Annotated in this window: 17 protein-coding genes; 10 read left to right on the top strand and 7 right to left on the bottom strand. The window is 69.8% G+C overall.

Annotation, left to right across the window (positions count from 1 at the left end):
* Window positions 1–51: 51 nt before the first annotated feature.
* Window positions 52–2382 (bottom strand): HelD family protein, encoded by a 2331-nt coding sequence (locus ACQEVO_RS19720; RefSeq protein WP_432915309.1) that lies wholly within the window; start codon window positions 2380–2382, stop codon window positions 52–54.
* A 127-nt stretch (window positions 2383–2509) separates the two neighbouring features.
* Window positions 2510–3844, bottom strand: coding sequence for a diguanylate cyclase domain-containing protein (locus tag ACQEVO_RS19715; RefSeq protein ID WP_432915307.1), 1335 nt, complete (start codon window positions 3842–3844; stop codon window positions 2510–2512).
* A 158-nt stretch (window positions 3845–4002) separates the two neighbouring features.
* Here ACQEVO_RS19715 and ACQEVO_RS19710 point away from each other — a divergent pair, with 158 nt between their 5' ends.
* Both ACQEVO_RS19710 and uvrA read left to right on the top strand, forming a co-directional pair.
* Window positions 4003–4401, top strand: coding sequence for a hypothetical protein (locus ACQEVO_RS19710; RefSeq protein WP_432915305.1), 399 nt, complete (start codon window positions 4003–4005; stop codon window positions 4399–4401).
* A 334-nt stretch (window positions 4402–4735) separates the two neighbouring features.
* The gene (uvrA, locus tag ACQEVO_RS19705) at window positions 4736–7789 is read left to right on the top strand and encodes an excinuclease ABC subunit UvrA (RefSeq protein ID WP_432915303.1); all 3054 of its coding nucleotides are present in this window, start codon (window positions 4736–4738) and stop codon (window positions 7787–7789) included.
* A gap of 251 nt (window positions 7790–8040) precedes the next feature.
* Here the strand turns inward: uvrA and ACQEVO_RS19700 are convergent, their stop codons facing one another.
* On the bottom strand, window positions 8041–10869 hold the full coding sequence (locus ACQEVO_RS19700; protein WP_432915301.1) for an ATP-binding protein: 2829 nt from the start codon (window positions 10867–10869) through the stop codon (window positions 8041–8043).
* A 211-nt stretch (window positions 10870–11080) separates the two neighbouring features.
* Between ACQEVO_RS19700 and ACQEVO_RS19695 the strand changes: the two genes are divergently transcribed.
* Complete coding sequence (locus ACQEVO_RS19695; RefSeq protein ID WP_432915299.1) at window positions 11081–11437, top strand: VOC family protein; 357 nt, start codon at window positions 11081–11083, stop codon at window positions 11435–11437.
* Window positions 11438–11559: 122 nt separating this feature from the next.
* Window positions 11560–12027, top strand: coding sequence for an iron chaperone (locus ACQEVO_RS19690; RefSeq protein WP_432915297.1), 468 nt, complete (start codon window positions 11560–11562; stop codon window positions 12025–12027).
* 57 nt (window positions 12028–12084) lie between these two features.
* Here the strand turns inward: ACQEVO_RS19690 and ACQEVO_RS19685 are convergent, their stop codons facing one another.
* Window positions 12085–12426 (bottom strand): DUF1844 domain-containing protein, encoded by a 342-nt coding sequence (locus ACQEVO_RS19685; protein ID WP_432915295.1) that lies wholly within the window; start codon window positions 12424–12426, stop codon window positions 12085–12087.
* Between the two features lie 204 nt (window positions 12427–12630).
* Window positions 12631–13179: a DinB family protein gene (locus tag ACQEVO_RS19680; RefSeq protein ID WP_432915294.1), complete on the bottom strand. Its 549-nt coding sequence runs from the start codon at window positions 13177–13179 to the stop codon at window positions 12631–12633.
* Between the two features lie 347 nt (window positions 13180–13526).
* On the opposite strand from ACQEVO_RS19680, the gene infC reads away from it, so the two are divergent.
* The 5 genes from infC (at window position 13527) to ACQEVO_RS19655 (ending at window position 16971) form a co-directional block, all read left to right on the top strand.
* Window positions 13527–14153, top strand: a complete 627-nt coding sequence (gene infC, locus ACQEVO_RS19675; protein WP_432915292.1) for a translation initiation factor IF-3 — start codon at window positions 13527–13529, stop codon at window positions 14151–14153.
* Window positions 14154–14296: 143 nt separating this feature from the next.
* On the top strand, window positions 14297–14491 hold the full coding sequence (gene rpmI, locus ACQEVO_RS19670; protein ID WP_033245213.1) for a 50S ribosomal protein L35: 195 nt from the start codon (window positions 14297–14299) through the stop codon (window positions 14489–14491).
* 118 nt (window positions 14492–14609) lie between these two features.
* On the top strand, window positions 14610–14990 hold the full coding sequence (gene rplT / locus ACQEVO_RS19665; RefSeq protein WP_033245214.1) for a 50S ribosomal protein L20: 381 nt from the start codon (window positions 14610–14612) through the stop codon (window positions 14988–14990).
* 216 nt (window positions 14991–15206) lie between these two features.
* Complete coding sequence (locus tag ACQEVO_RS19660) at window positions 15207–16001, top strand: alpha/beta fold hydrolase (RefSeq protein ID WP_432915290.1); 795 nt, start codon at window positions 15207–15209, stop codon at window positions 15999–16001.
* A 133-nt stretch (window positions 16002–16134) separates the two neighbouring features.
* Complete coding sequence (locus tag ACQEVO_RS19655; protein WP_432915288.1) at window positions 16135–16971, top strand: TrmH family RNA methyltransferase; 837 nt, start codon at window positions 16135–16137, stop codon at window positions 16969–16971.
* A gap of 188 nt (window positions 16972–17159) precedes the next feature.
* Here the strand turns inward: ACQEVO_RS19655 and ACQEVO_RS19650 are convergent, their stop codons facing one another.
* Window positions 17160–17702, bottom strand: a complete 543-nt coding sequence (locus ACQEVO_RS19650; protein WP_432915286.1) for a TetR/AcrR family transcriptional regulator — start codon at window positions 17700–17702, stop codon at window positions 17160–17162.
* A gap of 119 nt (window positions 17703–17821) precedes the next feature.
* Here ACQEVO_RS19650 and ACQEVO_RS19645 point away from each other — a divergent pair, with 119 nt between their 5' ends.
* Entirely contained in the window at window positions 17822–19270 is a 1449-nt protein-coding gene (locus ACQEVO_RS19645) for a DHA2 family efflux MFS transporter permease subunit (RefSeq protein ID WP_432915284.1), read from the top strand.
* A gap of 44 nt (window positions 19271–19314) precedes the next feature.
* On the opposite strand, the gene ACQEVO_RS19640 is transcribed toward ACQEVO_RS19645, so the two are convergent.
* Window positions 19315–20607 carry a glycosyltransferase family 87 protein gene (locus ACQEVO_RS19640; protein ID WP_432915283.1) on the bottom strand — a complete coding sequence of 431 codons (1293 nt, stop codon included), beginning with the start codon at window positions 20605–20607 and terminating at the stop codon, window positions 19315–19317.
* Window positions 20608–20639: the final 32 nt, after the last annotated feature.

Raw genomic sequence — 20639 nt, 5'->3', positions numbered from 1 at the left:
GTGGCCGGATACCGGTTCGGTGTGCCGGGCAACGCGTACCCGGGACAGTTCTCAGCTCGCCAGACGCCGTAGTTCCGGGGGCAGATCGGTGGTGTGGACCACCGCCAGCCGCTGGGTCGCGCGGGTGAGCGCGACGTACAGATCGTTGCGGCCGCGCGGTGAGCCGGCGATCACGGCGTTGGGTTCGACCAGGTACACCGCATCGAATTCCAGGCCCTTGGCCTCGGTCACCGTCAGCACCCGGACCGATTCGGAGGCCAGTCCGGCGAGTTCGCCGATCAGTTCGGCCGGGGCCAGCACCGCGGCGGTTCCCGGCCCGTGCTCGCCTGCGAGTAAGCGCGCGAGTTCCGGGGCGATCCGCCCTGCGGCCACCCGATGTGCCCGCGGGGTATGGCCGGTTTCCCGCACCGACCGCGGAACCTGCGCGGTCGGGTCGATGGCGGCGAGTACATCCGCCGCGACCGCCATGATCTCCGCCGGGGTGCGGTAGTTCACGGTCAGCTCGGTGCGTTTCCAGCGTTTGGCCACATACGGTTCCAGCATCTGCGACCACGAGGTGGCGCCCGCCGGGGCGCCGGTCTGCGCGATATCGCCGACCACGGTGACCCATCGGTTCGGGATCCGGCGCATCACCATGCGCCACGCCATTTCCGACAGTTCCTGGGCCTCGTCCACGATCACGTGCCCGTAGGTCCAGTTGCGGTCGCCGGCGGCGCGTTCGGCGGTGGTCTGCCGGTTGCGGACCTGCTGGCGTTCGGCGAGCTGGCTCGCGTCGATGAGGTCGTAGGCCATCAGGATTTCCGGATCGAGTTCGTCCTCGAGGTCCTGCGGGGCGGAACCGGTGAGGATGTCCAGGGCGTCCTGGGCCTCGGCGAGCTGGGCGCGCCAGCGCCGGCGGGCGCGTTCGCGTTCCTCCGCGTCGTCGGTGCCGAGGAGTTCGGCCAGTTCGTCGAGCAGGGGTGCGTCGGCCGCGCTGAACTCGCCCGAACCGGATCGCAGGAGTTCGGCGCGGTCGGCGGGGTCGAGGATCTTCCCGGCGGCACGGTCGAGACGACCGGCGTCGGTGAGCAGATCGCCCAGCACCTGCTGCGGGGTGAGCAGCGGCCACAGTTCGGCGAGCACCCGGGTGACGGTGGGGTCGGCGCGCAGCTCGTCGCTGATCTCGCTGAGATCGGCGGCGCTGAGCAGGCTGCGCCCGCCGCCCAGCGGGTCGGCGCCCATGGTCTGCGCCAGCTGGTCGGTGAGCGCTTCGATCACCATCGAGACGAAGATCGGGCGTGCGAGGTTGTGCGGGCGGCGTGAGGACCGGGCGCGGCCGCGGGCGCGGGTCACGATCTTGCGGTCCAGGGTCACCGGGTAGCCGTCGAAACTCAGCGTGATGGGTTCGCGCGGCACCTCCTGCCGATCGCGGACGGCGTTCTTCAGGATGTCCAGAACCTGCAGCGACCCCTTCAGTTCGGCGGCGCGCAGGGATTCCGGCAGGGTCGCCTTCACCCCTGGATAGAGGTCGCCGATGGTGGACAGCAGCACCCCGGTCTCGCCGAGGGAGGGCAGAACCTGGCCGATGTAGTCCAGGAAGGTCGCGTTGGGCCCGACGATCAGCACACCGCTTTTGGCCAGTTGCTGGCGATAGGTGTAGAGCAGGTACGCGGCGCGGTGCAACGCGACCGCGGTCTTGCCGGTACCCGGCCCGCCCTGCACCACCAGCACACTCTTGTGCTGGGAGCGGATGATCGCGTCCTGCTCGCTCTGGATGGTTTCCACGATGTCGGACATATGCCCGGTCCGGGCCGCGTTCAGGGCCGCGAGCAGGGCGCTCTCGCTACCGACCCCGCCGTCGGACGCGGTGACCCCGGCGCGGCGGGCCGCATCGAGATCGAGGTATTCGTCGTTGACCGCCGTCACCCGGCGGTTGCGGGAGCGGATATGCCGCCGCCGCGCCACCCCGTCCGGAGCCGCGGTGGTGGCCAGATAGAACGGCCGGGCCAGCGGGGCCCGCCAGTCCAGGAGCAGAGTGTCGTAGTCGTTGTCCTCGTCGAGGATGCCGAGGCGGCCGATATAGCGCTGCTCCGGACCCTCGTCACCGTCGGTGAGATCGATCCGGCCGAAACACAGGCCGTGTTCGGCGGCATCGTATTTGGCCAGATCCTCGGTGTAGAGCTGGGTGAACGACTCCCGCTCGGTGCGCGCCTGCGGGGTGCCCCCGGTTTCCAGCAGAACGGTGCGCAGCCGCTGCTCGGCGTAGGCGCGCATACCGTCCAGCCGGTCGTACAGCACCGACAGGTACGCCTGCTCCTGATCGATGTCGCGGTTCGCCGCATCCGGCGGCGAATCGGTGGAGTCCAGGGTGGTGGAGCGTTCCTGGGTGCGGTTGTCGGGCAAGTTCTGGCTCCTTCTCACCCACGGCGGGACAAGCTCGGCGAAACACGTGCGCTGTGCCGTGCACAGAGTTGTCGAGTCTACTGCGAGCGCCGTTCACATGACGTTTCCGCAGGTCCCGCCCTCGTGATCAGGAGACGTTGCTGTTGTCGCCGCGCAGGCCGCGGCCCCGTGTCGGATCCCGCTGCACCGCGGGTTTGGCCTCGTACATGGCGATATCGGCATCGTGCAGCACCGCTTCCGGGGTGCGGGTATCGCCGGGTTCGAGAATGGTGACCCCGATGGAGGCGTTCACCGCGATCCGGTGCCCGCGCGCCACGATCGGTTCGGCCATGGCCATCCGCAACCGCTGCACCAGCGGCGCGAGGTCCTCGTCGTCGGGGCGCCCGGCCAGCAGGACGAGGAATTCGTCGCCGCCGAGCCGCCCCACCAGGTCTTCGGCGCGTAGTGCGCGCTGCAACCGGTGCGCCACGATCCGCAGCACGGTATCGCCGATGGCGTGGCCCATGGTGTCGTTGATCGATTTGAAACGGTCCAGGTCGATGAACATCACCGTGGAGACCCGGCGGTGCGTGCCGCTGGCGGCCAGCGCCCCGGACAGCTGCGACAGGATCAGCGAGCGATTGGCCAGTCCGGTGAGCGGATCGTGGGTGGCCTGGTATTCGAGCTGCCGGCGGCTCGCCAGGTACTCGGTGATATCGGTGAACGAGCACACCGCGGCCGTGCCGGGTTCGTCCGGGTTCAGCAGCCGGCTCGACACGCTCAGCCAGCGGCGTCGGCCGTCCGGCCGGCCGATCGCGAATACGAAGCCGGTGACCGTCTCGCCGGTCGCGAGGGTCCGCGCGACCGGATGCCGGGCCGGGGGCATCGGTGCCCCGTTGGCATCCATCCACTCCACCGGCAGCTCGGCGATCGTCGTACCCACCACCGGCAGCTGTTCGTCGAGGCCGAGAATTCGGCGGGCGGCCGGATTGGCGGAGCCGATGACGCCGTCGCGATAGATGACCGCCACGCCCTCCTCGAGCTGCGCCACCACGGTGGTGAAGTGTTGTTCGGCGCGGCGCTGGGCCCGTTCGGCACGGCGCTGGGCGGACAGGTCGTGGATCACCACTTGGTAGGCCAGGCGGTCGTGCCAGGCGGTGAGCACGGAAACCGACTCCACCGGGACCTCGCGGCCGTCCAGGGCGATCAGCGTCCATTCGGTGGGATCGGTGGCGACTCCGGTCGCGGTGAGCGCGGCGATCCGTTCGAACATGGCCTTGCGTGACTCGGGGTGGACGAAGCGGGCGATGTCCTGGCCGAGCACCTCGGCGAGGTTGCGCGCTCGCACGATCCGCAGGCATGCGGGGTTGGCGTAGACGACGATGCCGCGTTCGTGCACACAGATTCCGTCGGGAGAGTGCTCGACCAGGGAGCGATACCGATGCGCGAGTTGCTCGGCGGCGGAGGCCCTGCGATCTCCCATACCAACCCCCATCGTCGGCTGACCCGGATATTCAAACACGGCATTACTCCGGTATCCACACACAGGGAATCCACAAGGGCAGGTGTGATTCCTTGCACGATCACGCCACGACTTGTTCCCGGCGGAGCGGTAGGACCGGGGGCCGGGGAGGAGTTGTCATGGCGGGCACCGGACGCGTTATCGATCTTATGTCGATCACCGGAACCGGTGCGGTCACCGGGTACGGCTGGAGGTCAGGAACGCTGTGGGACGGCCTGCTCAGCGGTGTGTCCGCGGCGCGTTTCGAACCCGGGTACGGGACAGATCCGGCCGCGGGCGGCTGGGTGGCGCCGGTCCCCAAGGGTGGCGACCCGGCCGCGGGACGCTACCCGGTACCGCGCGACCGCGGGTGGTTGCCGGGGCTGCGGGCGGCAGAGGTGCATACGGCGGTGTGCGGTGATGTGCGCCACTGGCCGGCCTTCGCCGGAGCCGCCCACCGCGGAGTTCGGCGGTCGCGATTCCCTGCGATCGCTGCCGTCGACCCGGTGTCGGTGGTCCTCGGTCCGGGTGATCGGTGACACGCCCCGCCGGCGTACCCGCTTGGCCTACCCTGGGGTGGTGAGCCTGTCCGGCCCATCCGTTGCGCCGGTCCGCCGTTTCCGGCGAGACTGTGCCGCGGCCCTCGGGTGTGCGCCGTTTCCGCCGGTACCCGGCTGTTCGGCCAAACTTGTCGGTGGCCCGTCCTAGCATCACCGCGGGCCGATCCGCGGCCCGAGCCGATTGTGCCGACCGGGCCGACGAGGCCGTCCTCCGCGCGGCCGCCCGCCCGGGCCGGTCGCGGCGGCTCCATCGGAACTGCATTCATGGCGCGCCCGACCGGCGCGGCGAACGAAACGAGAAGGGACCGACCTGGTGGCGGAACGCCTGACTGTCCGTGGCGCGCGGGAGCACAACCTCAAAGGGATCGACCTCGATCTGCCCCGCGACAGTCTGATCGTCTTCACCGGCCTGTCGGGGTCGGGAAAGTCCAGTCTGGCCTTCGACACCATCTTCGCCGAGGGGCAGCGCCGGTACGTGGAATCGCTGTCCGCGTACGCGCGGCAGTTCCTCGGGCAGATGGACAAGCCCGATGTGGATTTCATCGAGGGGCTCTCGCCCGCGGTCTCGATCGACCAGAAATCGACCAACCGCAATCCGCGGTCCACCGTCGGCACCATCACCGAGGTCCACGACTATCTGCGCCTGCTCTACGCGCGCGCCGGTGTCCCGCACTGCCCGGTGTGCTCGGAGCTCATCGCGAAGCAGACGCCGCAGCAGATTGTGGATCAGGTGCTGGCCATGGAGCCGGGCGTCCGGTTCCAGGTGCTGGCACCGGTGGTGCGCACCCGCAAGGGTGAGTTCGTCGATCTGTTCGACCAGCTGAACGCGCAGGGTTACGCCCGGGTCCGGGTGGACGGGGTGGTGTATCCGCTCACCGATCCGCCGAAGCTGAAGAAACAGGAGAAGCACGATGTGGAGGTGGTGGTCGACCGCCTCGCCGTCAAGCCCACCGCCAAACAGCGGCTCACCGATTCCATCGAAACCGCGCTGCGGCTGGCCGACGGAATCGTGGTGCTCGATTTCGTGGACCGCGACGAACACGCGCACGACCGGGAGCGCCGCTTCTCCGAGAAACTGGCCTGCCCGAACGGGCATCCCCTCGATATCGAGGATCTGGAACCGCGGTCGTTCTCGTTCAACTCGCCCTACGGCGCCTGCCCCGACTGCACCGGCCTCGGTGTCCGCAAAGAGGTCGACCCGGAACTCGTGGTCCCCGATCCGGAGCTGAGCCTGGCCGAGGGCGCGATCGCGCCGTGGTCACGCGGGCAGAGCGCCGAGTACTTCCTGCGGCTGCTCTCCGGGCTGGCCGCCGCCCAGGGCTTCGATCTGGACACTCCGTGGCGTGATCTGCCGCCGCGGGCGCGTAAGGCGGTACTGGAGGGCAGCTCCGATCAGGTGCATATCGTCTACACCAACCGGTACGGCCGCAAACGCTCCTACTACGCCGATTTCGAAGGTGTGATGCCGTTCCTGCAGCGGCGGCTGGACAACACCGAATCCGAGCAGATGAAAGAGCACTACGAGGGCTATATGCGGGATGTCCCGTGCCCGGTGTGCAACGGGGCGCGGCTGCGGCCGGAGATCCTGGCGGTCACGCTGGCCGCGGGGTCGGAACGCAAATCCATCGCCGAGGTCAGCGAACTGTCCATTCGCGACTGCGCGCAGTTCCTGAACGCGCTGACGCTGGGCGAGCGGCAGGCGGCGATCGCCGGTCAGGTGCTCAAGGAAGTACAGGCACGGCTGGGCTTCCTGCTCGATGTCGGCCTGGACTATCTGACCCTGTCCCGCGCGGCGGCGACGCTGTCCGGTGGGGAGGCGCAGCGGATCCGGCTCGCGACCCAGATCGGGTCCGGGCTGGTCGGGGTGCTGTACGTGCTGGACGAGCCGTCCATCGGCCTGCACCAGCGCGACAACCGGCGGCTCATCGAAACGCTGACCCGGCTGAAGAACCTGGGCAACACGCTGATCGTGGTCGAGCACGACGAGGACACCATCCGCGCCTCGGACTGGGTCGTCGATATCGGCCCGTTCGCCGGTGAACACGGCGGTCAGGTGGTGCACAGCGGCCCCTATTCGGAACTGCTCGCCGACCCGAAATCGCTCACCGGCGCGTACCTGTCCGGGCGCGAGCGGATCGAAATCCCGATGATGCGGCGGCCGGTGAACAAGAAACGCCGCGTCACCGTGGTCGGCGCCAACGAGAACAACCTGCGCGGAATCGACGTGGCGTTCCCGCTGGGCGTGCTCACCGCCGTCACCGGCGTTTCCGGTTCCGGTAAATCCACGCTGGTCAACGACATCCTGGCGACCGTCATGGCGAACAAGCTCAACGGTGCCCGTCAGGTGCCGGGCCGGCACACCCGGGTCAACGGGCTCGATCAGCTGGACAAGCTCGTGCGGGTGGACCAGTCGCCGATCGGCCGGACCCCGCGCTCCAACCCGGCCACCTACACCGGCGTGTTCGACAAGATCCGCAGCCTTTTCGCCGCCACCACCGAGGCCAAGGTTCGCGGGTACCAGCCGGGCCGGTTCTCCTTCAATGTGAAGGGCGGCCGCTGCGAGGCGTGCTCCGGCGACGGCACCCTCAAGATCGAGATGAACTTCCTGCCGGATGTGTACGTGCCGTGCGAGGTCTGCCACGGTGCCCGCTACAACCGGGAAACCCTCGAGGTGCACTACAAGGGCAAAACCATCGCCGAGGTGCTGGATATGCCGATCGAGGAGGCCGCCGAATTCTTCGAACCGGTGACCTCGATCCACCGCTATCTGTCCACCCTGGTCGACGTCGGCCTGGGCTACGTGCGGCTGGGCCAGAGCGCCACCACCCTGTCCGGCGGTGAGGCGCAACGCGTGAAACTGGCCGCCGAACTGCAGAAACGCTCCAACGGGCGCACGGTGTACATCCTCGACGAGCCCACCACGGGCCTGCATTTCGAGGACATCCGCAAACTGCTCGCGGTGATCAACGGCCTGGTCGACAAGGGCAATACGGTGATCGTCATCGAACACAACCTGGACGTGATCAAAACCGCGGACTGGGTGATCGATATGGGCCCCGAGGGCGGTTCCGGCGGCGGCACCGTGGTCGGTGAAGGCACGCCCGAGGACATCGCCGCGACCCCCGGCAGCTACACGGGCGAGTTCCTGAAGGAGATCCTGGCGCAGCCCGCGGCCACCGGATCGCCCGCGAAGGGCAGTGGCGCGGTGAAACCGGATACCGCACCGGCACGGAAGGCCGCGGCGAAGAAGGCACCGGCGAAGAAAACGGCGAAGGTCGCGGCGCCGGCGGAATCGGCGAAGACCGCGACAGCGCCGGACGCGCAGAAGGCCAAGCGCCTGGCGCGGAAGGCGGCCGCGCTGCGCTGAGCACGTAGTGGTCCGGTAGCGCGATCCCCCACACGACGGTGCCGTGCGGGGGATCGCGGTGGTACCCGGTGCCACCTCGCCGCAAAGACCGGGACACTGCGCCGGAAGCGGCCGGCGAGCCTGGATCTGCGGCTCGCCGCGTGCCCCTGCCCTCGTTCCCGAGGGCCCCACAACATCCGGTGCGCTCGATGCACCGGGTCAGTGGCCCGGCGTCCGGCCGGTGAGCGCGCGGTCAGCGGTTCGGCGTGCGGTCAGGTCTCTGCTGGAGCGAGACCGAGCTCGCCGAGGAGGCGCTCCGCGTCCGCGGTCTGATCACCGCCGATCAGCGTGAGGGTGCGGGCGCGCTGGTACGGGGATCCGGCCGTTTCGAAGGCGGCGGCGATGGCCGGCAGTTGCGCGGGATCGTCGGTGTGCATTGCCGCGGCCCGGGCGACGATCGCCTCGGCGATCGGATTGCCGCGGACCTCTGTGGCCGCCGCAGCCAGGTATTCGCCGGCTCCCGGGGCGCCGGCGAGGACCGCGGCCTCGGCGCGTAGCGCGAAGTACCAGTGCCGCCAGACCCAGACATCGCGGACGTCCAGCTCGGCGAGATCGGTCGCGAGTTCGACCGCCGCCGCCGCGGCCCGGCCGTGGTGGAGCAGGAGGATCGCCTCGAAAACCGCACCGTAGGCGGTTTCGTGGCGCGCGGGAGTGCCCAGTCCGGCGGCCGTGTCCAGCCATTGTGCCCGCGCGGTACCGTCGCCGCGCAGGCCGTGCACCAGTGCCACCGCGGTGGCCGCGGGGGTGAGATGCGGGGCATACGGGCGCCCGGCGAGTTCCCAGGCGTCGGCGAATCGGCTGCTGTTCGCCAGCACGTCGTCGGCCCGGCCGGCCAGCGCGTCCGCGACCAGCAACCGGGAGGTCGCGAAATCGCCGCGCTCGGCCAGTAGCGGGAGGTCGCGCAGGCGCACCCCCCACCGCCGGGCCCCGGCGAGGTCTCCCACACCGAGACAGATCTCGGCGGCCTCGGCGAACGCGTTGACCTGTTCGACAGCCTCCGCCGGGGTTTCCGGGTCCGCGGCGAGCAGGTCCACCCGGCGGCGTGCGGTCTCCGCCGCGGCGAAATTGTCACCCAACCAGCACTGGGCCGCGGTGAGGGCGTCGAGGGCTGCGCTGCGTGCCACCCGGTCATCGGTGCGGTAGGCGAGTTCGACTGCCCGTTCCGCCAGCGCGACCGCCCCGGCCTCACCTGCCTGGGGTTCGCGTCCCGCCGCCGGATCACCCGTGTGGGCGGATACCCCGCACTCGGCCAGTGCTACCGCGGCGAGCGCGCCCGGGTCGTCGCCGGCCAGTGCGCGGGCCTCGGCCAGCAGCTCGGCGGCCGCCCCGGGCGCAGGTGCCTGCGTGAAGGTGTCCGACATCCGGAAAACGGTGATCGCCGCGGTGGCCAGGTCGCGGGCGGCGCCGGCCGTGTCCCCGCCGCGCCGCGCGCTGTCGGCGGCACGGCGATACAGCTCGAACATCTCCGCGCCGCGCAGCCGGCAGCCGGCCACCGCGGCGGCATGACGCAGGGCGGCGGCCTCGGCGCCCGGTTCGCCGGCCAGGGCCGCTGCCTGTTCGTACCGGCGCTGTGATTCACCGGTCAAATTGCGGGCGAAGGTCAGCCGGGCCACGGACAGTGCCAGAGCGTGCGCATCGTCGCGGTGCTCGGGCCGGTCGGCCGCCCACGTCGAGGCCGCCCGGAATTCGTCGATCGTCGCGTCGAACCGGGTGCGCCATCCGGTCGCGGTGGGCGCGAGGCCGGCGAGCAGTGTCGCGGCGCTCGTGCGGCACCAGCGCAGGTGGCAGGCGCGGGCGGTGTCGAACTCCCCGGCGGCGGTGAGCTGTTCGGTGGCGTACTGACGGATGGTTTCCAGCGCCCGGTATCGGGTGACGTCCGCGGTGGCGACCAGGGCGAGCAGACTGTGCTCCGTGAGCCGGGCCAAACCGTCCGCGACCGCCGGTGGGTCCAGTGGTGGATGCCCGGCGACCGCGGTGGCGTCGGCGACGGTGAACGGTGCGGCGAACACCGCGAGCCGGCGCAGGAGTAGCCGGTCCGCGTCGGTCAGCAGGGCCTGGCTCCAGTCGAGCATCGCCCGGACCGACCGGTGTCGTTCATCGGCCCGGCGGCCACCGACCAGCAGCCGCAGCGGATCGGCGAGACTTGCGGTCAGTCCGTCCAGGCCGAGGGTGGGCAGCCGGGCCGCCGCGAGTTCGATCGCCAGGGCCAGTCCGTCGAGCCGGCGGCACACCTCGTCCACCCGGTCGAGGTGCGTCTCCTCGATCGGACTGCCCAGGGCGCGGGCCCGGTCCAGGAACAGCGCGACGGCGTCGGAGGGGCCCGGTTTCCCCTCGCCGTCGAGCACCAGTGGCGGTACCTCGTAGACCTGTTCGAACGGAACCAGCAGCCGGGCCCGGCTGGTGACCAGGACGCTCACCCGGGGACAGTGTGCGAGCAGACGCTCGAGGAAGGGCGCGACACCGTCGCGCAGATGTTCGCAGTTGTCGAGGACGAGAAGCAGGTGGCGGTCGGCGAGGGCGGTCAGCACCGAATCGTCGATACCGCGTCCCGGCTGCTCACCCAGGCCGAGCGCCCGCGCCACCGCGGACCCGACCAGGGCGGGTTCGGTGACCGGTACCAGGTCCACGAACCAGGCCCCGCCGGTGAACTCCGCCGCGACGTCCGTGGCCACCGTCGCGGCGAGCCGCGTCTTACCGACTCCGCCGGGCCCGAGTGCGGTCACCTGACGGTGTGTGGTGACGGCGGCCCGCAGATCGGCGCGCTCCCGGTCACGGCCGATGAACGAGGTCAGCGGTGCGGGCAGCACGGACACCGGTTCGTCCACCGGGCCGGACGAAACGTACTCGGCCGCGCGCCCGGCCAGGGCCCGCCGGTCGGGCACGCCGATCTTCCGCAGCAGCGCGGAAACATGCGTTTCCACCGTCCGCACCGAGATGTACAACCGCGCACCTATCTCGGCGTTGCTGAGGTGCTGTCCCACCAAGACCAGCACCTCGGCCTCCCGGTCCGAGATCCCACCGGTGACCTTCTGCTTCGACACCGCGCCATTGTCGCGTACGGCGCCGTACCGATCCGTGGCCCGGTACGTGCGGACTCAGTGGTGGGTTCCGTGGTCGGCACGGATGTGTGCGCCGCCGGCCGGAAATAACGTTGTTCCCATCGAAGCCGGCGGACCGACCACCGGCGGAACGGCCTCCGCCACAACGGAAGCCGAGCCACTCGACCACCGCAACCCGACACCAGGAGTACCGATGACCAGCGCGGCCACCGCGGGAATCACCACCGTTCTGCACCCTGTATCCGATCTCGCGAAAGCGGGCAAGGTGTACACCGCCCTGCTCGGGATCGCGCCACAAACCGAAGGCACCTACTACATCGGTTTCGATATCGGCGGCCAGCACATCGGCCTGGTACCCGACGGCGGGCCCCAGGGAATGACCGCGCCGGTGACCTACTGGCAGGTGCCCGATATCGCGGCGAAGCTGGCCGAGGTCACTGCCGCCGGCGCCACCGTGCACGAACCCGTGCGCGAAGTAGGGGAGGGTCGCTTGGTCGCCACGGTCACCGACCCCGACGGCAACGTGCTCGGCCTCCTCCAGGATCGCTGAACACCACTCGTCGTCCGCGCACCGGCACGCACGCCGCACCGGACCCCGCACCAAGCCACCGCGATCCGCGGCCGAAGCCCGCCCGGTATCGCGTTCATCCGACCCGCAACGAAGGAACCATTGTGAACACTCAGAAGACCGCCACCCGCAGTGCCGCGAAGACCTCGGTGGGATTCACGGCCGAGGAACGCGCCGCCATGAAGGAACACGCCCACGATTTGAAGACCGCCGCCCGCCGTGGCGGGCGAACCGGGAAGGCCGAGGGTGAACGCGATGTGCTGGCCAAGATCGCCGAGATGGCGGATGCGGACCGGGCCATGGCCGAACGGATCCACGCCATCGTCACCGGTAACGCACCCGGGCTCACTCCGAAACTCTGGTACGGCATGCCGGCGTACGCCCGGGACGGCAAGGTCGTCTGCTTCTTCCAGAGCGCGGCGAAATTCAAGGCGCGGTACGCCACGCTCGGTTTCAACGATGCCGCGCGGCTCGACGACGGCGCGATCTGGCCCACCGCCTACGCGCTGACCGCGCTGACCCCCGCGGACGAATCGCGGATCGGCGAGCTCGTACGGAAGGCGGCCGGCTGAGCAACTGCCCGCATCCAGGCGCCGGAGAGCCGGTGCCGGGAGCGTGTGGGTGCCCGGTCAGTAGACCGGGCCGGTGTACTTCTCGCCGGGGCCCGCGCCGGGAGCATCGGGGACGGCGGAACCTTCCCGGAACGCCTTCTGCAACGACTGCAATCCCTCACGTAGCGGTCCGGCGTGCGGGCCGAGGTACTCCACCGACGCGGTGATGAGGCCCGCGAGTGCGGTGATGACCCGCCGCGCCTCGTCCATGTCGCGGTGCGGGCTGTTCTCCGGGTCGGCGTCGCTGAGCCCGAGCTTCTCCGCGGCCGAACTCATCAGCATCACCGCGGCCCGGCTGATCACCTCCACGGCGGGGATATCGGCCAGTTCGCGCACGTCGCCATCGGGCTGTTCGGTCATGCGCATCAGCCTAGGCGCGCCGCGCCGGGTGACCCGCCCGGGCCGCGATGATGTGCTCCGCGACTCTTCTCACGCGCCGCGGCGGCGTACCCGGTACCGGCAGGCGTGTCCGCGATCACGCCGCCGGAATTCCGGCGAGCGGCACTGTAGGCAGCCGCCCGGCCGGACGCGGCACCTTCGCGCAACAGTTGGGTTCGCCGCCCCTCAACGGCCAGGTGATCCGGCCGGCCCCGCGGATCGCGCCGCGCGCATGATCCGCAGCTGACCGATCTCGGTCGCGTTCTTCAGCAGTTCCACATTGACCCAGGCCGCCAAGTGGGCGACAGTGAGCCCGGCATCGGCGGGCCAGGGGTAGGACGTGGCACATTCGAGTTCCGTGTCGTCGCAGCCGTCGAGGATGCCGAGCCAGTGCTCGCGCAGTTCGTTCAGCCAGGTCCGCGCCGCGGCGGTATCGCCCGGCCAGCAGATCTCGGTGCGCTCGGGGATAGGGCGGCCCTCGGCGTGGGCGATCGCCGAACTCCACCACCAGCCGATATGCCAGGTCAGCCAGGCGATGGTGGTGGCGGGGATCGGGTCGGGCTCGGTCTCGGCGAAATCCGGTCGCCACCGCCCGTCGGTGCCGCGGTGGACTGTCCAGACCACCTCGGCGGGCGCCCAATGGGTATCGTCGTCGGTCAGGGCCTCGAAATGCAGCTGGGACAGCGACCAGATCAGGTCGAATTGCCAGCGCAGCAGGTCACGTCGGCTGCTCACGGGTGGTGAGCCTGGCAGGCCGGCGCGGCGCGGGCAACCGGTTTCCGCGCCGGCCCCGGGAGCGCGATTCGTTCATCCGGCCCGGAACTGTTAGACTCTTCGGCGACGACCGCCCCGGGCCTGTCCGGGGCAGACAAGTGGAGCCCGACTCCCACCGTTGCCGGCGAGTGATCGCTTGGTCAAACGGTCCGGTCCCCCACCCGCTGGGTGGGTGCACGATCTCGCACGGCGAGGTGGTGGCGTAGGTGTCGTTACCTGCGTGGCCGGTCGACATCGGGCCCCGTGGCGGTGAAATACCGCACCGGGGCTTTCGTGTTGAACAAGGGGTTCATTTCAGCGGTCGTCGGATGACACCGCTAGACCTAGGAGGCCCCATCAGCACTGAGACCCGCATCAACGATCGCATTCGTGTTCCCGAGGTCCGGCTCATCGGACCCGGCGGTGAACAGGTTGGGATCGTGCGTGTTGAAGATGCACTACGCGTCGCCCTGGAGGCAGACCTCGACCTCGTAGAGGTCGCACCGGACGCCCGTCCGCCGGTCTGCAAGATCATGGACTACGGCAAGTTCAAGTACGAGACCGCGCAGAAAGCGCGCGAGTCCCGGAAGAACCAGGTCCAGACCGTGATCAAGGAACAGAAGCTGCGGCCCAAGATCGACGATCACGACTACGAGACCAAGAAGCGCAATGTGGTGCGGTTCCTGGAAGCCGGGTCGAAGGTCAAGGTCACCATCATGTTCCGGGGACGCGAACAGTCCCGGCCCGAACTCGGTTTCCGGCTGCTGCAGCGGCTGGCCTCCGATGTGGCGGATTTGGGTTTCGTCGAGACCTCGGCCAAGCAGGACGGCCGCAACATGACGATGGTCCTCGCCCCGCACAAGGGTGCGAAGACGCGGGCCAAGGCCGCCGAGGATTCGGTCCGGTCGCAGCCCGGCGGCGCGGCGCCGAATGCCGGACGGCCGGTCGCGCAGTAACAACGGCGTAGCCGTGCACACTGCGGCGTCGAGCCGCACACAACCGCGGCGCACGCCGCAGCGCTATTGCGTCGAGCCTGCAATAACGCTGATCAGTACACCTGGTCCGCCCCTGCGCGGGCACGACACAGATTGAGGTTGCCATGCCGAAGATGAAGAGCCACAGCGGCGCTTCGAAGCGTTTCAAGGTGACCGGTAAGGGCAAGCTGCGCCGTCAGCAGGCCAACCGCCGGCACCTGTTCGAATACAAGTCCTCCCGCCGGACTCGTCGTCTGGAAGGCACCGAGGCCGTCGCACCGGCCGATGTCCGCCGGGTGAAGAAGCTGCTGGGTATCTGATTCCCTTCTCGGGGACAGATACCGTCCGGTACCGCCTCCGCGACCGGACGCCGATGAACCGACCCACTCGGGTGCGCAGTGTACGACCAGCACCCCCAAGATCGATTAGGACTGACCAGTGGCACGCGTCAAAAGGGCCGTCAACGCTCAGAAGAAGCGCCGTTCCATCCTCGAGGCCTCGAAGGGTTACCGCGGGCAGCGCTCGCGCCTGTACCGCAAGGCCAAGGAACAGCAGCTGCACTCGCTCACCTACGCCTACCGGGACCGCCGGGCGCGCAAGGGTGATTTCCGCAAGCTGTGGATCGCGCGTATCAACGCCGCGGCCCGCGCCAACGACATCACCTACAACCGCTTCGTGCAGGGCCTGAAGGCCGCCGGTGTGGAGGTCGACCGCAAGAACCTCGCCGAACTGGCCGTCTCGGATGCCGAAGCGTTCGCCGGCTTGGTCGCCGTCGCCAAGGCCGCGCTGCCCGCGGATGTCAACGCCCCGGCCGCCTGAGCCGTAGATTTCGCGGACCGGAGCCGGTCCGGCCGTAACGAGGGTCCTCTCCTTCGGGAGGGGGCCCTCGTGCTGTCCGACGACCGGCCCGGCCGAGTCGGCTGTCGCAACGGTGAGCGGCGGACGTGGTCGGTCGACGCCTCCCGGTCCGGGTGGATGTGGTCCGGTGCGCAAATGGCTCGCATCCCGGTGGGCCGGAATGACAACATCCGTGTTGTGCGAGAACAACTGTCCCTGCAGGCGAACGGTGTGCGGATCTCCTACACGGACTTCGGTGGTGGCGGCACCCCGGTTCTCGCGTTACACGGGACATTCGGCCGAGGCGCGATTTTCGCCGGCCTGGCGCGCGAACTCAGCGGCGTCGCCCGGATCATCGCACCGGATCAGCGGGGGCACGGGTTCAGCGGTCATCCGGACAGCTACACCTGCGCAGATTTCGTCGACGACACCGCCGCCGTGCTCACCGGGCTCGATCTCGCGCCGGCGGTGATCCTGGGCCATTCCCGCGGCGGTATCACCGCCTACCAGCTCGCGGCCCGCCATCCAGAGCTCGTGGCAGGCCTCGTCATCGAGGATGTCGGTCCGGTTATGCGGCGTCCCGAGGTCGAGCACCCGGTGCTACCGGTGCACGGTTGGCCGCAAACCGCGCCGACCGACGCAGAGCTGGCGGAGGCGCTGCTCGCCCGTGGCGTACCCGATGCGAGCTACTTCCTGCAGAGTGCGGTCACCATGCCGGATGGGCAGCGCGGGTTCCTCTTCGACTGGAACGACATGATGGCCGTTCAGCTCAGCGGTGTCGGGGACTGGTGGGACGACTGGCTCGGTTCGGACTGTCCGGCACTGGTACTGCGCGGGGAACACAGTGCCCTGCTTCCCGCCCGGCTCGCCGAGGAAATGGTCGCCCGCAGACCCGGTGCCCGCTCGGCCGAGATCGCCGGTGCCGGCCATTGGATCCACGACGACGCCCCGGCGGCCATGGCCGCGGCGATCGCGACGTTCCTCGGCGGCTGAACGCCGGGACCCGGTGCCGGTCACCCGGCGTGGCGACAGCCGAGGGGCCGGGCCGGGGCAATGGGAGGGGCTGCTGTCTGCACAGGGGCACGGCTGCGGGTGAGCGGGTGCGGGCCGGAACTACGATCTACGGGTGCGTGGTCAACAGGAAGCCATCGACTGGCGCAATACCCGCGTGGTCGCCGCCGCGAAACTGCATCGGGGGGCGGCGCGCAAGAAGACCGGGCGGTTTCTGGCCGAAGGCGCCAACTCGGTGGGCGCGGCGCTCGACACCGGGCGGGTCCGGGAACTCTTCTACTCCGCCGAAGGCGCCACCCGTGAGCATGCGCTGATAGCCGGTGCCGCGGCGGATGGTGTGCGCACGACGCTCGTCACCGACCGGGCCGCGCAGGCGCTGGGGGAGACCGTCACGCCGCCGGGCCTGGTGGCCGTCTGCGATCTGGTCGATGTGCCGCTGGACCGTATCCTGCCGGCGGAACCCGGGTCGCCGACCCCCCGGATATTGGCGGTGCCGGTCGGGATCGCGGATCCGGGTAATGCCGGGACACTCATCCGGGTGGTCGACGCGGTCGGTGCGGATGCGGTGGTGCTGGCCGGCGACAGTGTCGACCCGCACAACGGGAAATGTGTCCGATCGTGCGCGGGCAGCCTCTTCCATGTGCCGATCGTGCGTGATCGTGAGACATACGCGGTGCTGGACCGGATCGAAGAGGCCGGGATCGCCACCGTGGCCACCGCGGCCGACGGTGAGCTCGACCTCGAGGACGCCGGCGAACTGTTCACCGGCCCGGTGGCCTGGCTGTTCGGCAACGAGGCGCACGGCCTCGATCCGGAGGTGGCGCGGCGGGCGCGGCACCGGGTCCGGATCCCGATCCACGGGCGGGCCGAAAGCCTCAATATCGCCGCGGCCGCGGCGATCTGCCTGTACGCGAATTCCCGGGTTCGGCACGGCACGGGATCAGCGACGTAGCTGCCGACAACGACGGCAGGCCGGTTGCCGGTGGTATGCGGAACCGACGACTCGTCCGGTCTCGTCGTCCGGGCGCAACGTGTACGGTGTCGGCCGCAGCGTCCAGCGGACTCGACAGCGACCGCATACGCGCCATCGAATCGGTCGGGCACGGACGTGCGAGTATCGCTACCGCTTCCCGGGTCGGTTCACATGCCGTGCTGGTAGAGATCGGCCAGCATGTCTTCGGCCCAGTCGGCGGCTATCGCTTCCGGTCCGGTCACGCGGAGTGCGGCCAGCACAGTCAGCAGCATGCCGGTCGCGAGGAAACGCCGGGCCTCCGCGATCGGGGCGCCGGTGAGTTCGCGGATGAGGCGATAGATGCGGCCGTAGCGGTCGCGGATCACCGGGCCGATATCGGGGTCGCCCGCCGCGGCGAAGGCGTGCAGGAGGACCTGGAGCAGGTTGCGGTCGGCGAGGAACCGGTTGTAGGCCTCCGAGAGCGCGTCGAGGGGTGCGCCCGGGCCGGCGGCTGTGGCGGCTTCGGTGAATACTGCCTCGATTCGGTCGCAGACCTGGCCCACCGCGGCGAGGAACAGGCGCTGTTTGGAGCCGAAGAGGCGGATGACATAGGGCTGTGAGACACCCGCGCGCCGGGCGATCTCGTCGGTGCGGGTGGCCGCGTAGCCGGATTCGGCGAAGGCGGAGACCGCCGCGTCCAATACCTGGGCGCCGCGTTCTTCGGCGGTCATCCTGGTCCTGCTCGATTCCGGCATGGTCCTCCTCGCAATCGTTCGGTCTGTTGACAGGTTATCAGTCGATGCATACCGTGGAAATTGTAGTTATCAGTCAATTACAACTAGGACGGGTCATGACTGAAACGCTTACTTTCAGCCCGCGCACGAAATCCGATCCGGCCGCGGTGGTCGCCACCGGACCGGGCCGGCGCCGGCCTTTGGCCGCCGTACTCGCCGCGGTCGGAATCCCGATGTTCATGGTCACGCTGGACAACTTGGTCGTCACGAACGCGCTGCCGGTGATCCGCACCGAACTGGGTGCCTCGCTCAGCGATCTGCAATGGTTCGTGAACGCCTACACGCTGTCGTTCGCCGCGCTCCTGCTCACCGCCTCGGCGCTCGGCGACCGGCTGGGCCGCCGCCGGATCTTCCTGGGCGGGATCGCGCTGTTCACCCTCGCCTCCGCCGCCTGCGCGCTGGCCACCGATCCGGCGACGCTCGTCGCCGCCCGGGTGGTGCAGGGGCTCGGCGGCGCGGCGGTGATGCCGCTCTCGCTCACCCTGCTCTCCGACGCGGTGCCGGAACGGCTGCGCAGTGCGGCCATCGGGATCTGGGGCGGGATCGCCGGCCTGGGGGTCGCACTGGGGCCGCTGCTGGGCGGCGCGGTCGTGGACGGTTTGAGCTGGCAGTGGATCTTCTGGGTCAACGTGCCGATCGGGATCCTGGTGCTGCCGCTGGTCGCCTGGGCGCTGCGGGATGCCCGCGGTGGCTCGGGCCGGCTGGACCCGCTCGGCCTGATCCTGGCCTCGGGCGGCGTGGTCGCCATCGTCTGGGGAATCGTGCACGGCGCCGACGACGGCTGGACGTCAGGTGCTGTGCTCGCCGCGCTGATCGGCGGTGCGGCACTGCTGGCCGCGCTGATCGGCTGGGAGCACCGGGCGGCCGCCCCCATGTTGGCGCCGCGGCTGTTCGGGGTGCGGGCGTTCGGGGTCGCGAACGTGGTGGCCTTCGCGTTCTCCGTGGGGGTGTTCGGATCGATCTTCCTGCTCGCCCAGTACTTCCAGGTGGTACAGGGCTACAGTCCGCTGGAATCCGGAATCCGCACCATGCCGTGGACCATGGCGCCGATGGTGGTGGCCCCGCTCGCGGGCCTGGTGATCGACCGGGTCGGCGCGCGGATCCTGCTCGTCACCGGGCAGGTTCTGCTGGCCGCGGCGCTGGCCTGGATGGCGGCGGTGACCACGGTGGACCTGGCCTACAGCGCCTTCGTCGCGCCGCTGCTGCTGGCCGGTATCGGTATGGGCCTGACCTTCGCGCCGTTGGCGACCGTGGTGATGGCCGCCGTACCGGAAGCGGATCGTTCGGTGGCCTCGGGAACCAACAACACGGTGCGCGAGGTCGGCGTGGCCATGGGGATCGCGGTACTGGCCTCGGTCTTCGCCTCCTACGGCGCGTACACCGACCCGCAGAGCTATGTCGACGGCCTGGTGCCCGCGGTCCGGGTGGGTGCGGCGATCGTGGCGGCCGGAGCGCTGGCCGCGGCTCTGCTGCCCGGTCGCATGCGTACCGGACAACGGGCGTAGATCATCGATCGGCGGCGCGTGCGGGTACCGGGGACGGCCGCCGGTCAGCCTTTGCGGACCGTGACCAGGGTTTCGTCCGAATCGGCAGGGGTGGCGGGCGCAGGTGTGCCGCGCGGCCGGCGTCCGGCGGCGGTCGCGTACAGCACGACCAGCAGCACACTGAACCAGACGTATCCGTTGCCGATCACCTGTTCCCACGGCGACCAGTCCAGTTCCCGGCCGTCGTTACCGGGAAGGTCGCTGTGTTCGGCGCGGACGAAGACCACCGCGGTGGCCGCGACCGCGGCGTACCAGCCCGCGGCCCGGGGCCACGGCAGGGTGGTGGCGTATCCCGCCATCGCCAGCAGCGCCGGCGCCACCCACACCCAGTGATGCGACCACGAGATGGGCGAGACGAGCAGCGCGACCACCGCGTTGACCGCCAGCGCGATCATCGGGGGTGTCCCGGTCCGCCGGATGGCGACCACGGCCAGCGCGACCAGCGCGGCCGCCGCCAGCAGCCACAAGGCCGTGGCCGGGGTGCCGGTGATCCCGAACCGGGCCAGCACGGCCTGCACAGACTGGTTCGTCTGGAATTCCGACCCGCTCAGCCCGCCGACGTTGCCGAAACCACCGAACCAGTACCGCACCGATTCATCGGGCATCACCGCGAAACCGATGACCGTGGCCACCGCCCCGCTCACCGCGGCGGTCACGGCGGCCTTGTAGTCCTTGCGGATCAGGAAGAACAGGACGAACGCGGCAGGTGTCAGTTTGATCGCCGCGGCGATCCCCAGCAGCATCCCGCGCGGCCAGCGCGGCGTGCGGGTCAGGCAATCGGCGGCCACCAGGCCCATCAGGATCAGGTTGACCTGGCCGAAGTCCAGTGTCGACCAGATGGGCTCCAGCAGCAGTGCCGGCGGAGTGGCGGTCGCGCAGACCACGAGCGCGAGTTTGCGCTGGTCCTGGCGGGGCCAGAGCTGCCGGGCCACCAGGTAGAGGGTGAGCGCCAGCGCGCCCACCGAGACCGCGAGGTAGGCGATCACCGCGGTCGCCCACGGCAGCAGTGCGTAGACACCGAGCGCCAGCGCCGCGAACGGCGGGTAGATGAACGGCAGGCTGATATCGGCGGCCGTTTCCGGCAGATGGCCGTAGAGGTCGCCGCCGGAACGCCACTGTTCGACCCCGAGCCGGTACACCTCGAGGTCGATGTATTCGCCGCTGATCGCGCGGAACGGTTCGATGGGCCGGGACATCAGTACCCACGTCACAACCACCGCTAGTAGCGGTAACAACCAGATCGCCTGCTGGCGGGCGCGTCCGGCGAGCGTCTCGGTGCGGGTCGGGGCGTTCGTCATCGGGAGGGACTTTACCGGTTCGAGGTGTCGCC

Source organism: Nocardia sp. CA-290969 (assembly GCF_050936135.1).
Lineage (GTDB): Bacteria > Actinomycetota > Actinomycetes > Mycobacteriales > Mycobacteriaceae > Nocardia.
This window is presented reverse-complemented; position numbering and strand designations above follow the sequence as displayed.